The sequence below is a fragment of the Streptacidiphilus sp. MAP12-16 genome, assembly GCF_041262165.1.
Lineage (GTDB): Bacteria > Actinomycetota > Actinomycetes > Streptomycetales > Streptomycetaceae > Streptacidiphilus.
The window spans coordinates 248,018-263,904 of record NZ_JBGCBY010000007.1 but is presented as its reverse complement, the minus strand read 5'-3'; the positions used below and the strand labels follow the sequence as shown (position 1 = coordinate 263,904).

11 protein-coding genes are annotated in these 15,887 nt (G+C 71.1%); 4 read left to right on the top strand and 7 right to left on the bottom strand.

All coding sequences use genetic code 11. The annotated features are described in order from the left end of the window. The first annotated feature begins 20 nt into the window (after positions 1–20). Together ABIA33_RS11945 and ABIA33_RS11940 are read left to right on the top strand one after the other, a co-directional pair. The gene (locus ABIA33_RS11945; RefSeq protein ID WP_370080267.1) at positions 21–1,466 is read left to right on the top strand and encodes a ricin-type beta-trefoil lectin domain protein; all 1,446 of its coding nucleotides are present in this window, start codon (positions 21–23) and stop codon (positions 1,464–1,466) included. Between the two features lie 38 nt (positions 1,467–1,504). After that, positions 1,505–3,724 (top strand): RICIN domain-containing protein, encoded by a 2,220-nt coding sequence (locus ABIA33_RS11940; RefSeq protein ID WP_370080265.1) that lies wholly within the window; start codon positions 1,505–1,507, stop codon positions 3,722–3,724. A 73-nt stretch (positions 3,725–3,797) separates the two neighbouring features. Here the strand turns inward: ABIA33_RS11940 and ABIA33_RS11935 are convergent, their stop codons facing one another. The 3 genes from ABIA33_RS11935 to ABIA33_RS11925 form a co-directional block, all read right to left on the bottom strand. Then, positions 3,798–4,595 carry a hypothetical protein gene (locus ABIA33_RS11935; protein WP_370080263.1) on the bottom strand — a complete coding sequence of 266 codons (798 nt, stop codon included), beginning with the start codon at positions 4,593–4,595 and terminating at the stop codon, positions 3,798–3,800. A gap of 217 nt (positions 4,596–4,812) precedes the next feature. Then, on the bottom strand, positions 4,813–5,946 hold the full coding sequence (locus ABIA33_RS11930; RefSeq protein ID WP_370080261.1) for a VIT1/CCC1 transporter family protein: 1,134 nt from the start codon (positions 5,944–5,946) through the stop codon (positions 4,813–4,815). A gap of 69 nt (positions 5,947–6,015) precedes the next feature. Next, positions 6,016–6,663 carry a TetR/AcrR family transcriptional regulator gene (locus ABIA33_RS11925; RefSeq protein ID WP_370080259.1) on the bottom strand — a complete coding sequence of 216 codons (648 nt, stop codon included), beginning with the start codon at positions 6,661–6,663 and terminating at the stop codon, positions 6,016–6,018. A 256-nt stretch (positions 6,664–6,919) separates the two neighbouring features. On the opposite strand from ABIA33_RS11925, the gene ABIA33_RS11920 reads away from it, so the two are divergent. Further along, positions 6,920–7,834 (top strand): NAD(P)-dependent oxidoreductase, encoded by a 915-nt coding sequence (locus tag ABIA33_RS11920; RefSeq protein ID WP_370080257.1) that lies wholly within the window; start codon positions 6,920–6,922, stop codon positions 7,832–7,834. A 102-nt stretch (positions 7,835–7,936) separates the two neighbouring features. Here the strand turns inward: ABIA33_RS11920 and ABIA33_RS11915 are convergent, their stop codons facing one another. Beyond that, a complete protein-coding gene (locus tag ABIA33_RS11915) occupies positions 7,937–8,722 on the bottom strand; it encodes a hypothetical protein (RefSeq protein ID WP_370080255.1) in 786 nt (261 codons plus the stop codon). Continuing rightward, positions 8,719–13,107, bottom strand: coding sequence for an NEW3 domain-containing protein (locus tag ABIA33_RS11910; RefSeq protein WP_370080253.1), 4,389 nt, complete (start codon positions 13,105–13,107; stop codon positions 8,719–8,721). Before ABIA33_RS11910 ends, ABIA33_RS11915 begins: the two co-directional genes overlap by 4 nt. A gap of 361 nt (positions 13,108–13,468) precedes the next feature. Here ABIA33_RS11910 and ABIA33_RS11905 point away from each other — a divergent pair, with 361 nt between their 5' ends. Continuing rightward, a complete protein-coding gene (locus tag ABIA33_RS11905) occupies positions 13,469–15,121 on the top strand; it encodes an RICIN domain-containing protein (RefSeq protein ID WP_370080251.1) in 1,653 nt (550 codons plus the stop codon). 119 nt (positions 15,122–15,240) lie between these two features. Here the strand turns inward: ABIA33_RS11905 and ABIA33_RS11900 are convergent, their stop codons facing one another. Then, a complete protein-coding gene (locus tag ABIA33_RS11900; protein ID WP_370080249.1) occupies positions 15,241–15,612 on the bottom strand; it encodes a fic family toxin-antitoxin system, toxin component in 372 nt (123 codons plus the stop codon). Beyond that, complete coding sequence (locus tag ABIA33_RS11895; RefSeq protein WP_370080247.1) at positions 15,609–15,857, bottom strand: ribbon-helix-helix protein, CopG family; 249 nt, start codon at positions 15,855–15,857, stop codon at positions 15,609–15,611. Before ABIA33_RS11895 ends, ABIA33_RS11900 begins: the two co-directional genes overlap by 4 nt. Positions 15,858–15,887: the final 30 nt, after the last annotated feature.

The window sequence follows — 15,887 nt, the reverse complement described above, 5'->3', positions numbered from 1 at the left end:
GCTCCTCCTGGAGGACAGCTATGCCCCGACTCGACTCGCACACCCCTAGCTCGCGCACCCGAAAGTCGCTGACGGCAGCCGCCATCCCGCTCGCCTCGACGGCCCTGCTGCTCGGCGGCAGCGCCACCGCCCACGCCGCGGCCAACCCCGGTCCCGGCTTCCCGGCCCACTACGCCGCACCCTACGTCGAGACCTGGGCCTCCCCCTCGGCGATGGCCGCGGCGCAGTCCGCCACCGGCCTGAAGTACTTCTCGCTCGCCTTCGTCATCAGCGACGGCAGCTGCAACGCGACCTTCAACGGCAACACCTCGATCAGCGACGCCGGTTGGACCAGCGCCATCAACAGCCTGCGCGCCTCCGGCGGCGACGTCATCGCCTCCTTCGGCGGGGCCTCCGGCACCGAGCTGGGCCAGGCGTGTACGTCGGTCTCCTCGCTGCAGGCGCAGTACCAGCGGGTCATCGACACCCTCAACCTGACCAGGATCGACCTGGACATCGAAGGCGCCCCGCTCAACGACACCGCCGCCAACGACCGCCGCAACCAGGCGCTGGCCAACCTCCAGCAGCAGTACGCCGCGAGCGGGAAGACCCTCGCCGTCGACTACACCCTGCCGGTCAACCCCACCGGCCTGGACTCCAACTCGCTGAGTCTGCTGAACAACGCCAAGAGCCACGGCCTGAACGTCAATCTGGTCAACATCATGACCATGGACTACGGCGCCTCCATGGACATGGGCCAGGCCGCCGTCAACGCCGCGAGCGCGCTGCACTCGCAGCTGGGTCAGATCTGGACGACCAAGAGCTCCGCGCAGTTGTGGGCGATGGAGGGCAACACCCCGATGATCGGAGTCAACGACTCCACCAACGAGGTCTTCAGCACCGGCAACGCCTCCACCCTGGAGAGCTTCGCAGCCGCCAACGGCATTCAGGAGCTGTCGTTCTGGGCGCTCGGCCGGGACAAGGCGTGCTCCAGCAACGGCACCCTGTCCGACACCTGCAGCGGCACATCGCAGAGCGCGTACCAGTTCTCCAGCACGTTCAACGCCCTGACCGGCGGCAGTACGGGCGGCGGCGGGGGCACGGCGACCGGCCAGATCACCGGCTACGGCGGCAAGTGCGTGGACATCGCCGGGGCCAACAGCGCCAACGGCACCGCCGTGCAGCTCTACGACTGCAACGGCACCGCCGCACAGAGCTGGACGGTCGCGTCCAACGGCTCGCTCCAGGCGCTGGGCAAGTGCATGGACATCACCGCAGCGGGCACCGCCAACGGCACCCAGGTCCAGCTGTACGACTGCAACGGCACCGGCGCTCAGCAGTGGAAGCACCAGAGCAACGGCACCCTGCTCAACCCCGCCTCGGGACGCTGCCTCGACGCCACCGGACCCAGCTCCGCCAACGGCACCCGACTGCAGATCTGGGACTGCGCCGGATCCGCCAACCAGCAGTGGAACTTGCCCAGTTGAGCACTCGCACCGGTAGTGCTCGAATGACGGAGGAACAGATGCACAAAGCACCACGCCTGCGGCGGCGGAATGTCGCTGTCGCGGGAGCAGCAGTATCAGCCCTGGTGGCGGGTGGCCTCGCGTTCGCCATGAGCCCCTCGGCGTCGGCAGCGGCCACGCCGGTCACGTCTGGCACCACGTACACGGTCACCAACGCGAACAGCGGCAAGTGCGTGGACGCGAAGGCGGCGGCCACCGCGAACGGCACCGCCGTCCAGCAGTACGCCTGCAACGGCACCACCGCCCAGCAGTGGACGTTCACGGCGACCAGCGGCGGCTACTTCCAGGTCGGCAGCGCCGGCAGCGCCGCCCAGGTGTGGGACGTGACCAACGTGTCCACCGCCGACAGCGCACTGATCCAGCTGTGGACGTACGGCGGCGGCAACAACCAGCAGTGGCTGCCGGTCGCGGAGTCGAGCGGCGGCTACCACTTCGTGAACCGCAACAGCGGCAAGTGCCTGGACACGCCGAGCGCCTCGACGGCGGACGGCGTGCAACTGCAGCAGTACACCTGCAACGGCACCGCCGCCCAGTCGTTCACGCTGTCCGCCAACGGCGGATCCACTCCCCCGCCGGGCACCCCCGACCTGGGCCCGAACGTGCTGACCTTCGACCCGTCGATGTCCAGCGCCTCGATCCAGAGCCAGCTCGACACCATCGACAACGCGCAGCAGAGCAACCAGTTCGGCACCCAGCGCTACGCCCTGCTGTTCAAGCCCGGCTCCTACAACGTGAGCGTCAACGTCGGCTACTACACCCAGGTGCTCGGCCTGGGCCAGTCACCGAACGACACCACGATCAACGGCGGTGGGGTCAACTCCGACGCGCAGTGGTTTGGCGGCAACGCCACCCAGAACTTCTGGCGCTCGGTCGAGAACCTGACCGACAACCCCTCGTCCGGGACCACCAAGTGGGCGGTCTCGCAGGCCTCGCCGATGCGCAGGGTGCACGTCAAGGGCAACATGGTGCTCGACGACAACGGCGGCTGGTCCAGCGGCGGCTTCCTCGGCGACTCCCAGGTCGACGGGCAGGTCAACTCGGGCAGCCAGCAGCAGTGGCTGTCGCGCAACGACCAGTGGGGCAGCTGGACCGGGTCCAACTGGAACATGGTCTTCGTGGGCGACACCAACGCCCCCGCGACGAGCTTCCCCAGCCCCCCGTACACCACGGTCGCCCAGACCCCGACGATCGCCGAGAAGCCGTACCTCTACGTCGACTCGTCCGGCGCCTACCAGGTGTTCGTCCCGTCCGACCAGACCAATAGCAGCGGCACCACCTGGGCCGGCGGCCAGACGCCCGGGACCTCCCTGCCGATCAGCCAGTTCTACATCGCCAAGCCCGCCGACACCGCCGCGACCATCAACGCGGCGCTGGCCTCGGGCAAGAACCTGCTGTTCACACCGGGCGTCTACCACCTGACCGACACCATCAGGATCACCCGCGCCGACACCGTGGTGCTGGGTCTCGGCCTGGCCACGCTTGAGGCCGACAACGGCGTGACCGCGATGTCCACGGCCGACGTGAGCGGCGTCCGCATCGGCGGTCTGCTCTTCGACGCCGGGACGACCAACTCGCCCGTCCTGCTCCAGGTCGGGCCGACCGGCTCGGGCGCGGACCACTCCGCCGACCCGACCGTCCTGTCCGACGTCTTCGCCCGCATCGGCGGTGCCGCCGTCGGAAAGGCGAGCGTCAGTGTCCAGGTGAACAGCAACAACGTGGTCGGTGACGACTTCTGGCTGTGGCGCGCCGACCACGGCAGCGGCGTCGGCTGGACGTCCAACACCGCCGCGAACGGACTGGTCGTCAACGGCGCCAACGTCACCATGTACGGACTGGCGGCGGAGCACTACCAGAACTACGCAGTGCTGTGGAACGGCAACGGCGGGCGCACGTACTTCCTCCAGAACGAGCTCCCGTACGACCCGCCCAACCAGTCGAGCTGGATGAACGGCAGCACCAACGGCTACGCCGCCTACAAGGTGGCCGCGGGAGTGACCAGCCACGAGGGATGGGGGCTGGGCGTCTACTGCTACTTCAACGTCAACAACTCGATCGTGGCCGACCACGCCATCGAGGTGCCCAACACCTCCGGGGTGAAACTCCATGACATGGTGACGGTCTCCCTGGGCGGCGTGGGCACGATCAGCCACATCGTCAACTCCACCGGCGGACCCTCCAACTCGGGCAACAGCGTCGCCAAGCTGGTCAACTACCCGTAAGCACCACCGAGCTGAACCACGCCGGGCCCCGGCGACACCTGGACGGTGTCGCCGGGGCCCGGCGCATGGAACGTCAGACCTGCGGACCGGCCGGGTCGAACAGGCCCGGGTTGGATCCGAGCTGCGTGCGCGGCGCGGAGGGTCCGGCCGGTGCGGACGGCGTCGGCTTGGGAATGCCGTGCGCCTCCTGAGTGGCGGCCCAGGTCCACACCTCGATCAGGGCGTTCGGGACCAGCTGCACCAGGTGCGAGGGCGCGAAGTAGTGGTACCCGTAGTCGAGTCGGGCGTGGTTGTGGCCGTCCACCGTCGCCTCGGCGGTGTCCGTCGCGGCCTGGGCGACCAGGCCGGTGTGGCTCTTGGTCCCCCCGGGGCCCGCGTAGGTGACGACGATGTCACCGGGGAGGGCCTGCTCCGGATGGTCGCCGATGTCCTTTCCTATGCCGCTGTCCATGAGGTAGTCATAGAGGTTGTGGTACTGCGGCAGGTCGGAGATCAGCAGCAGGTCGTAGACCTTGCCGTTGGGCGCGGCGTAGGTGAAGTAGTCGCTCTGCGGAGCGTCCGGTCCGAGCCCCGGTATCAGCCCCGCCGCGGCGAGGGACCGGGCCACGTACTCCGCGCACTGGTAGTTGGGCTGGTCCCCGCCGAAGGCGACCGGCGTGCTGTCGTTCCACGCCGTCCAGCTCCAGTGCGCGTCCGCGTAGCGGACCTCGGTCGCGCGGGTCAGGGCGTCCAGCGGCGACTGCGCCGCGGTCGACCGCGCCGTCGCCGGCTGCGCGGCGAACGCGGGCGCGGCCAGCGTCGGCGCCCCGGCGGCGAGAAGACCCGCGACTATCGCGGCGGAGGCAAGGCGCCTCCGAAGTGCATACGTCACTGTCGATGTCCTTGCTCTCACGTCCCGCGCGGCCCGGAGGGCCGATCCGCACTGCCGCGCGATGGACGACATCCATATCCACAGCCCCCCACGCAACAAGACGCACCGTCAGCCCCATGACGTTGCATCATCCGCGATCTTCTTCGATCCCGTGCGGGCCAGGATGTGGGTTTGCCCCCGAGCGAGCGCTGAGAGGACGCGGGCCGGGGGAAGCCGGTCAGGACGCAGAGGTGCCGATCACGCGGCCCGCCGCGTAGGTGACGCCCGCGGCCAGCGCGCCCACCAGCACCTGCCGGACGCCCGAGCGCCACACCGAGCGCCCGTTGAGCGCGCCGATCCCCGCACCCACGGCGAACATCGCGAGCACGGCCAAGCCGACAGCGGTCAGCAGCGCCGCGGTGCCTGCGCCGATCAGGTACGGCAGCACCACCACGAAGGCGCCCAGCGCGAACGCCAGCAGGCTCGAGCCCGCAGCCGACCACGGCGATCCGAGCGCGTCCGGATCGAGGCCGAGCTCCTCGCGGGCGAGCGTGTCCAGTGCCACCGTCCGGTCAGCCATGATCCGGTCGGCGACGCCCTCCGCCTCGGCCCGCCCCAGACCCTTGGCCCGGTAGAGCAGAGCGAGTTCGGCCTGCTCCTCCTCCGGGTTCTCCTCGAGTTCCCGAGCCTCCAGCGAGATCTCCCGCTCGTACATCTCGCGCTGGCTCGACATCGACACGAACTCGCCCGCCGCCATCGAGAACGAGCCGGCCAGCAACCCGGCGACGCCGGCAAGCAGGATCGCGCTGTGCGAGGCGCCGGACCCGGCGAAGCCCATGACCAGGGCGGTGTTCGAGACGAGGCCGTCGCTGACCCCGAACACCCCGGCCCGCAGCGCCCCGGAGCGGTCGCCTCGGTGCCAGCCCTCGCGGTGCGCGATCTGCTCGCGCGGATCGGGCTTGCCACCCTCCACCAGCTTGGCCAGGGTGCGGGCGTGCCCGCGCTCGTCCGCGGCCATACCCGGTGCGGCGTCGGGATCGCGGTCGTAGACGCCGGCGTCGGAGCGCTCAGTGCGCTCGATCATCGGGAGGACCGTCTGCGTCGACACCCGCCGCGCGACTGCGCTCAGGAGCCTGGTGCGCAGGCTGGGCCGCCCGGGCGGTGGCACCTCCGCCCCTGCGTCGCGCAGCTTCGTCTCCCAGTGGGCCGCGTGCCTGCGCTCGATGCGGGCGAGCTCTTCGAAGATCTCGCGCCGCTCGCCCGAGTCGGCCTCGGCCAGCCGCGTGTACAGCGCCTCGGCGTCCCGCTCGCTCGCGAGCAGGTCCCGCCAGTGGCGGCGCCGGTCGGCGTCGGACTCCCGAGCCGTGTCCATCTCCACTTCACCTCCGCTTCCGAGCCGACGCTCGTGCGCAGCCCGTCATTCCGCGTGATCATCCATCAACTAGCGACTGAGGCCGCACATCGCCGCGTCCACGATCGCGTCCGCAGCCGTATCGGTCAGCGGGGCGTGCCCGGCCATGAGGCGGTACATCGCCGGGCCGAAGATCAGGTCCAGGCCCACCTCGGGATCGACCTGCGCCGGTAGTTCACCTCGGGCCACCCCGCGCTGCCAGATCGGCGCGACCAGGGACCGGCGCTCGGCGACCAGGTGGTCACGAAGCTCGGCGGCGACCGCCGGATCGGTCTGCGCCTCCGCTACCAGCTGGGCGAACACGCGTCCGCTCGCACCGGAGTAGAACCGCATCAGTCCCCGCAGTGTCAGCCGGAAGTCCTCTCGTGCCGAGCCGGTGTCCGGCGCCGGCGCCGTACCCGCCATCTCCGACAGGAACGCGTCCACCGCGACCGCGTACTTGCTCGGCCACCACTTGTAGATCGTCGCCTTGCTGACCCCGCTGCGCGCCGCGATCCGGTCCGCTGTCGTCGCCCGCAGACCGACCTCGTCCAGCAGTTCCGAGGCGGCCTGGATCACCGCCTGGCGGGCCCGCTCGCTGCGGGGCCGTCCCGGGCGGCGCGGCGGCGAGAGCTCCGTTTCGGGTGATGCCGCTGCGGACCGTGCCGTCGTGCTGGGGACCTGCCTGGGTGTGCTCACCGCTCCACAATACTGAACTCTTGGTTCGGAAACAATACTGTACTCCCGGTTTGGAAACGTGCCGGCTTCTTCGATCGAAGGGGGGTAGCGGGAGGGCCGTGGGGGCATTTTAGAAACTACACGTTCAGTTTTGCTCGTCGGGCGGCGGCTCAAGGCAGTGGCCGATCGTTGCGGGGGCGGGGTCGGAGCTCTCCGACGAGGATGTGAATGAGATCGAGAACCGGACAGGGACACGGAAGCCGAAAGGACAAGGACGATGACCACGATCGGATTCATCGGCCTCGGGGCGATGGGCGGCCGGATGGCCGGCCGCCTGGTCGCCGCGGGCCACGAGGTGTACGGGACCAACCGCACCGCGTCGAAGGCGGCCGGGCTCATCGAGCGCGGCCTGCGGTGGCGCGACACGCCGCGCGACGTGGCCGAAGCGGCGAGCGTCATCGTCAGCATGGTGGCCGACGACACCGCGCTCGACACGATCACCACGGGCCCGGACGGGATCCTGGCGGGCCTCGGCCCGGGCAAGATCTACATCGACATGAGCACTGTGAGCCCGCACGCCAGCCGCGAGCTGGCGGAGCGGGTGCGGTCGCTCGGCGCGAACATGCTGGACGCCCCCGTCTCCGGCAGCGTCCCAGCCGCCGAGGACGGCAGCCTCGCCATCATGGTCGGCGGCCCGCAGGACGCCTTCCGTACGGTCGAGCCGCTGCTGCGGCAACTCGGCCATATGATCACCTACGTCGGCGGCAACGGTCAGGGCCTCGTGCTGAAGCTCGCCATCAACATCAGCCTCGGCGCCCAGACACTCGCCTTCAGCGAGGGCCTGCTGCTCGCCGAACGTGCTGGAATCGATCCCGCATTGGCGGCCGAAGCGATGGCGGCCAGCGCGATCGGCTCGCCGGCCGTGAAGGCGCGCAGCCCACTCATGCTGGACCTGCCCGAGGAGGCGTGGTTCGACGTGCTCCTGATGCAGAAGGACATCCGCCTCGCCCTGCAGGCGGGCGAGGCCCTCGGTGTGCTGCTACCTGCGGCGGCGACCACGGACGAGATCCTGAGCGAGGCACGCGAGCAGGGCTATGGCGGGCGCGACATCGCCGCCCTGTTCCAGGTGCTCGCGCGGATGAGCGGTGCCTCTGTCAGCGCGGGCGCCTCCGCCGACAGCGGGTCGGCGTAATCAACTGACCTCGGGGCCGTCGCGCGGGCGCGAAGCCGGAAGGCCCGACCAACCCCCACCGCTACGAGACATGTAGGAGACATGACGGGGCGATGCGCCCGCTCAGTGCCGGTGGGTGTGGTCGGGTTGGGTGGGATCGCCGGGGTGTTCGAACCCCGGCGCAACGCGCACGGACTGCGCCCGGCGCAGGTCCAGCCAGCGCGCGAAGGCCCGCAGGTCAGGGCCGGAAGGTGCCAGGGTGGGCGCCGGGACCGGTGCGGCGGCCGGCCCGAGGGCGTCGACGCGCAGCCTGTGCCAGGTGTCGCGGGAGCGCAGGGGCCCGACCGGGTGGCCGACCGCGGCCGATCGGGCGGCTGCGGCCAGTTCCGGCGGCAGGTCCTGCAGGGTGCTCCAGCCGATCGAGGCGAGGGGTGCGCCACGCGCGGCAGCGGGGGTCGGGCCGGAGGCGAGGCTGAGGTGCCACCGGGGTGCCGCGGTGGGTTCGGACCCGCGCTGTCCAGCCAGACGCTCAGTGCCGCAATCCGCGCCGCCGAAATCCGCGCGGAAGACCGCGCTGACGGCGGGGTGCGAGCGCCAGGCCATGGCCGTGATCGAGCCGAGCTGGACGGCGCCCAGGGCGTCCAGCTCCACCGGCGTCGAGGTGTCCAGGCCGCGCCGCGCCGCCTCCTGGGCGCAGAGCTGTTCGGTCAGCAGGGCGTGGGCGGTCCAGCGGACCAGTTGCCGCCCCTCGCGGCTGCCGGGTACCGGCAGCGCCGCTGCGAGCGGTCCCCCGCGCAGCGCGGCGAGCCGCGCGTCCAGCAGGGCCCGGGGCACCGGCTCGCTGTCGATCCAGCCGATGTACTCCGCGAGTTGCTGGGTACGGGTCGTCACCGCCGCGGTGTCGTTCACCGCACACGCACCCGCAGCGGCACGGACGCGCTGTACTGCACCCGCCCGAACCACATCAGCTTCACCATCACCCACCAGGTGCCCGGTTCGGCGTCGGCCGGCACCCGGACCGCGAAGCGGATCTGCGACGACTCCCCGGGTGCCACCCGGAAGCCCTGCGCATAGGGCCCGACCAGACCCCAGGTGCCCCAGGGGCCCGCCACCATCGCCTCGCCCGCGATCTCGCTCGCGGCCTGGCTGCGCGCGGCCACGGCGAGCGTCCCGCACTCGCCCGGTGCCAGGTCGAGCGACCGGGTGAGGGCCGACAGCTCCAGTCCGACCGGTCGCGCCTCGTTCGAGCCGGTGCCCTTGACCGGGTTACGGCGGCGGCCCCTCACGTCCGGGGGCGGCGGCAGGATCGCGTCGGACGCACTGCCCGGCACCAGCAGCGTCACCACGTCCTCGAGGACGTCCGCGCCGGTGGGGAGCTGGATCCGGGCGAAGTACAGCCCGGGTGACGCATCGTCAGGCACGGTCAGGGTCAGCGGGAAGACGGTGTGGCCGTCGGCCGCGAGTGACAGCGGCCGCAGGGCCGGATCGGCCGCCCAGCCCTCGGGCGCCAGGACGCGCAGCGTGGTGTCGAAGCGCTCGTCGGCGAGGTGGCTCGCAACTGTGACGGCTACGGTCACCGAGGCACCGGGGGCGATCCGGTGAACTGTGTCCCGGACCGTGACGCTGACGGGCAGGAAGCCCATCGGGGCGGGCCCCCGGTTGTGCAACCAGTAACGGCAGTACACCGGCTGGGCGATCTCCGCGCCCACGCCGAGCAGTTCGCCGCCCGCCGGGTCCGCGCCGTCCCCGGGCACTCCGCGCACGGTGGCGATCCGCGCGCCGTCGAGTTCGAGGCGCATCGTCGCACCGGTTCCCCCGGTTCCCCCCGTCCCGCCGGTGCCGATCTGGGTCCGTCGCTCCTGCTCCAGCAGGTCCGTCTCGTAGGCGTCGGCCCAGCCGAAATGGCTGTTCACCGTGGCGGTGACCGGCAGACCCGTGGTCTCGACCAGACGCACCGTCACCCCGGCGCGGGTTCGCTCGGTCGCGGAGATCCCGACCGCGTGCGGGTTCCCGGCCGGTTTGAGCGCCTGAACATGGACCCGGCGCTCGGGGGTCACCGACAGCAGCGAGTGCCGGTCCGGCAGCCTGCCCGGGTGGGGGGCACCGACCCGGGCCAGCAGCGGCGTGCTGAACTCGTGCCCGCGCGAGACCAGATCCGCCGCCCGCCAGTCCCCGGCTCCGGAGGCCAGCGCGTAGTCGAAGTCGTGGGTCCAGTGCTGCAGTTGGAACGCGGAGCCGTCGGGGGCACGGCGCAGCGGCGGGTCGAGCCAGACTCCCGAGGGCCAGCCGGTGCAGGAACGCATCAGGGAAAGGTGCATCCCGCCCTGCGGATCGACGGCGAAACCGGGCAGCCCGCGGTTGAGGAGCCCCACCGTGTGCTCGTCGAGCAGGCTGAGCGCGCCGAGGTCGGCGGCACCGGCTGCGGCGACCACGGCGTCGGCGGCGGTTTCCGCGCCGAACTCCGCGGCGACGGCGGCGATCTCGGCGGCCAGGCGGGCCGGGTCCGCCCCGGCGATGAGCAGGGCGGGCAGTGCGCCGGGGTCGCGCAGGTCGGCGTTCGGCACCCAGGCGTCCTCGACGCTGCTCGCGCCGGGGACGAGCAGCCTGGCGGCTCCGCGGTCCGCCAGTTGCCGTCGCAGCTCCTTGCGGTGCTGGGGGTCTGCCTGCCGGAGGATCTCGTCGGCGAGCGGGTTGGTTTCGGGGCCGCCGAGGACGATGCGGAGGTCGGGGAGGTTGGAGTCGACGTGCAGCCAGCCGTAGCGGGCTCCGTCGGCGGTGGACGTGGTGGCGGTGACGCCGACCCGGGCCAGCGCGACGACCAGCTCGCGGGCGTCGCGGGCGGCGTCCGCGAGGTCGGCGACGACCACTTCGGCGATGCCCAGCGCCGTCCTCGCGAGCGGCACTCCCTCCGGCGTGGCCAGGCGCAGGTGGGCGGTGCTGCTGAGGGCGAAGAAGGTGTTGCAGGGGTTGTCCAGGGTCCACGGCGCCCGCGCGCTGTCGACGTCCACGAGCCCGTAGCCGCGGCCGACGACCGCGCCCGCGACCTCGGACACGGGCCGCGCACCGGGCACCTCGCAGGCGAACTTGACCCGGAGCAGCCGGTCGGCGCCGTCGAAGCCGAGGACGCGGGTGCGCAGGTCCAGCCGGTCCAGGCCGTGCCACAGGGTGATCCGCTGCTCGTAGCGGACCTCCCCGAGGGTGCCGGTCACGACCAGCCGCTGCCCGGCGGGGCTGTGCTCGACGCGCACCGCGTCGGCCGGGGCGTCCGCCGAGCTCAGTACCCGTCCGGACGGGACCAGGTGCCAGGGGCCCTCCCCGAACTGGGGGTGGGACGAGTACTCGTGATAGAGGCGCAGTTCGTTGCCGGCGCCCCCGTCTCGCAGCAGGTCCCGCCCGGTGGCGCGTTCGCGGATGACCGACAGCGCGCCGCCGCGCTCCGGGTCCGCGACCACCTCGAAGCAGGCGTTGGCTATCTCCGCGGGTCCGGGCCGCTGCTGCCACCGCGACACGGCGTCGTCCCGGTCGGTGAAGTGAAGTCGCCATGTCCGCCAGCCCATCGAGGGGACGTCGCGGGCGACGAAGGCGATCGACACCCGGGCGCCGTCGCGTGCTTCCACCAGCACGGGTACGTCCGCGCCCTGATCGTCCGTCAGCCGCACTCCGGCGTCGGTGCCCGGGGCGGTGACCGTGACCCGGGCCAGGTCTGTTCGACGGAAGGCGAGGGTGTTGGTGAGGGTGAGCGGGACGCCCGCGCCGGTGGTGTCCACCTGGTCCAGGATCGCCGCCAGCGAGAGGTCCCGTACGTGGACGGACAGGTCGTGCGCCTCGCGCCAGCCGGTGACCAGGTCGATGTAGACCTGGTCGGACTCGGAGCCGGTGATGGCGTCGTGGTGCGCACCGAAGGCGAGTTGCCGCCACACCTTGTCCAGGGCGGCATGCGGGTAGCGTCCCGCGCCGAGCAGGGCGGCGAGGGTCGCGAGCTTCTCGGCGTCGGTGGCCGCGGTCTCGGCGGCACGCTGGGCCTGCTTGGTGTCGATGTAGGAGACGTCCTTGCCGGTGTAGACCGGGTTCATGTCCCGGGTCTGCGGGCTGGGTGCCTCCCCACGCCGGTCGAGCTCGGCGCGGACGGCCCGGAAGAAGTCGCGGGGGACGGCGCAGACGAAACGGGGCCACAGGTAGCGGGCGTTCCAGTCGCGGTGGATCTCGGTGACCCATTTGTTGGGCGGCGCGTAGTCGGTGCCCACCGGCAGCAGCGTGTTCCTGGTCGCGGCGGCCGGCTTGAGCGCCTGGAACAGCTCGTACGCGCGTTGCTCCGCCTCGTCCAGGGTCGCGGCCGAGTCCAACCGCCAGCCGGCCGAGTAGTGGTTGGGCATGTAGTGGGTGAGCACGCCGCGCCCGGACGGCGAGAGCCATTCGAACTCGGCCGGGAACTGCATGCTGCGGGCGTCGCCGCCGATGTTGTTGAACCGGGTCAGGATTGGCCCCCACTGGTGGAATGGACCGCGCGCCCAGGACGAGCCGGTCAGCCTCGCCTCCGCGGCCAGGCCGGGGAACTGCGGGTCGTGGCCGAACACGTCGAGCTGCCAGGCGGTCCGCGGGTCGGCGCCCATGACGTCGCGCTGGTAGCCGATCCCGTAGACGAGGTTGCGGATCGTGGTCTCCGAGCCGGTGAGGTTGGTGTTGGGCTCGTTGTAGGTTCCGCCCATGATCTCGACCCGTCCGGCAGCGACCAGGTCGCGCAGGACCGACCGGTATTCGGGGTACAGGTCCCAGAACGGCTTGAGGTAGTCGACCTCGGCGAGCACGAAGGTGTAGTCGGGGTCGCTCGCCGCCAGTTCCAGGTGGGCGCGCACCAGGTTGAGGCCGTTGTTCTCCCAGATCGGGCGGGTGCTGCCGTCGTTGCCCTGGAGCTCCCAGGTGGTGGTGTAGGCCGCCTGGGTGTTCCACCACACCGGGTCGTAGTGGAAGTGGGAGACCAGGTACATGGTCCAGCCCGGCTCGGCGACGACCAGCTCTCCCCGGGCGCGGGACGAGGAGCTGTCGCCGGTGGCGAGGACGTCGACCGCGACGGTGTCGCCCGGCGCCCGCTGGTCGGAGAGTTCGACGGCGACCTCCACCGTCGCCCGCCCGCGCCCGGCGGGTATCACGGCCGCTCCGTTCACGCCGGACCCGCTGACCAGCACCGTGCCCGCGCGGCTGAGCGAGCGCTTCAGACGCACCCGGAGTACCTGGCGCGGCCGGTCCGCGTCACCCACGAAGCACTCGGTGGACTCGACGCCGCTGACGGAGATCATGTGCAGGACCAGCCTTTCACGGCGCCCTCACGGCCAGGTGTCTGACAGTCCAGAATATTCTCTTCGCTGCGCGCGGGGCCGTGGCGCGCGCGGCAGATCCACTGATCCCATGATTCCCCGATTCCCTTGCAGGGGCACCTGCCCATTGGCGGCAAGCGCCGGCCGAAGATACCGCTGGCGTTCAACTGAGCGGATCAGGAAGGGCCTTGCCCCACTTTTGACATGCTCGGAAAATATGAGCACCGCTCTTGTTTTGTTACCCGCTGGTACCTAGCATCTGAGGCCGATCAACGCTGCTCTCCCGCTCCGCGCCGCCCGGTCCACCCACCGGGCGGTTCCCCTGCTTTCACAGGAGCTACGCGTGACCAGATCAGCACTCTCCCGGGCCGCGGTCCTCACCGCGGCCGCCGTCATCGCAGCGCTCGGCCTCGCCGGGACGCCTGCGGTCGCCGGCACCCCGGCGCCGGCGGTCGCCGCCGGCACAGCGGACCGCACCCCCGCCATCGTCGCCCTCGGCGACAGCGCCATCTCCGGCGAAGGGGCGGGCACGGACACCAGCGACGGCTACTTCGCCGGAACCGACGGCCCCAAGAACTACTGTCACCGTCACCCGCTCTCGGAGATCTACGACACCGGGTTGTCCGGCGTCACCGCCGTCGACCTCGCCTGTTCCGGAGCCCAGACCGGGGACCTGACCAGCGACCCGACCCTGGCGAAGACGACCGGCCCCGGCAGCGGGGACTTCGGCGAGCCCAAGCAGGACGTCCAGTTGGCGCAGACCGCCGCCAAGTACCAGGTCAAGATGGTGGTCGTCACGATCGGCGCGAACGACGACTTCGACTTCAGCGGAATCATGGAGAGCTGCCTCGGGCAGTACTTCCCCATCCCCAAGTCCCAGGGCTGCCGCGACACCATCGGCAGCGCCACCATCGCGGCCCGCGCCAAAGCGGTCATCCCCAAGATCCAGGCCGCGCTCACCGACGTCCGGCAGACCATGCGCAACGCCGGCTACGCCGACGGCGACTACCAGCTGGTGATGCAGTCCTACTTCACCCCGCTCACTCCGGACATCCGCAGCAACCTCTACGCGACCAAGGTCGCCCAGGGCTGCCCGGCCTTCCCGGAGGACATGGCCTGGGGCCACAACTGGGTGGTGCCCCAGCTCGAGGACGCGCTGCGGACCGCCGCCGAGGCGGTCCCCGGAGTGCGCTTCCTGGACCAGCGCCGGGTCAGTTACGGCCACGAGGTCTGCGCCGAGATGACCAGTTCGCCGTACGAGTACACCAACGGCGACGTGATCGACCTCAGCGAGAACACCCGCAACGGCTGCGACTACTCCATCGGCATCCTGAGCCTGTGCGAGAACGAGATCCGGCAGTCGTTCCACCTGCGCGTCGCCGGATACAAGGGCGAGGGCGCCTGCCTGGGCCAGTTCTACAACGCCCCGGTCCAGCAGGAGGCGTACTGCACCCTTGACCAGGCCGACGGCACCACCATCGAGCCGCTGACGGCCGGTCAGCCGTTCAACGACGTCCCCGAGGACGGCGCCTGGTACCAGCTCACCAATCACGCCACCGGGCAGGTGCTGGACATCTCCGGCGGCGGCAGCTACGGCGACAGCACCAACGGCCGGCCCGCCATCACCTATACGGCCGACGGCGGGCTGAACCAGTCCTTCGTCTTCGAGGCCAAGTCGGGTGGCAGCTACGAGCTGGACTTCAGCGGCAACCGCGGCATGTGCCTGGACGCCACCGGTGCCTCCACCGCGGCCGGCACGCGGATCGAACAGTGGGGCTGCAACGGCCAGGGCAACCAGCACTGGGTACTCGAGCCCGCGGGCAACGGCCTCTACAAGGTGGCCGACTCCCAGAGCACCGGCATGGTCGTCACCCTCGGTACCTCCGCCGCCACCGACTCCGCCGGAAACCCGGTCACCGAGCTACAGTCCGACACCGGAGCCGACGGCCAGCTGTGGCAGCTGACCAAGCTCGGCATCGTCTACCTGCACGGCTGACCGATAGGTGCACGGCTGACCGAGTCGGCCAACCGCACCGCGGCGGCGCAGGGGCCCCTCTCCCGCGCCGCCTCGGTGCCATGCGGTGCCGGCGGAACAGTTGTCAGCGGAACCGCGTATCAGCGGAACCAGGTACGGATGGCCTCGGCGCACTGGCGGACGTCGGCCTGCCCGTCGCGGATGCGCAGGGCCAGCTCCACGGCCTGCTTGGCTTCGGCGACCACCACCACGCCGGAAGCGGTGAGGTAGGAGGCGGCCACGACCGCCGCGAACTGCTCGTTGGCGAAATCCAGCGCGGGCACCCGCACCAGCTGGTGCATCAGCGCCGCCGCGCGGTGGTGGACGTCGGCGTACACCGGCACGTCCATGACCGCGTCCGCGTGCCGGGCGACAGCTGCGGCGAGCGTGCCGAAGTCGGTGACGTCGGGGTCGGCCGGAAGGAACTGCTGTGCGGTGTCCAGCAGCCAGCCGCGGTCCACGTGGAGGATCACGCGGCGCTCCGCCCGTCCTTCGCCCTGGCGGGGTTGGCGGGGTACGGACCGAACTCCGCCTCGAAGGCCGGTCCCCAGGTCTGGGAGAAGTGCGCGGCAGCGGTCAGGAATCGGGCCCGCTGCTCGTCCGCCTCCTGCGCGAGGATGGTCCGGGCGAACTCCGGCAGGCTCATGCCGAGGGCCTGGGCCCGCTGCTCGAGGTGGGCCGCCGTCTCGTCGTCCAGGCGCACGTTCAGCTGCTTCATACCGGCGAGCGTAGCGACATGTACGGCGCG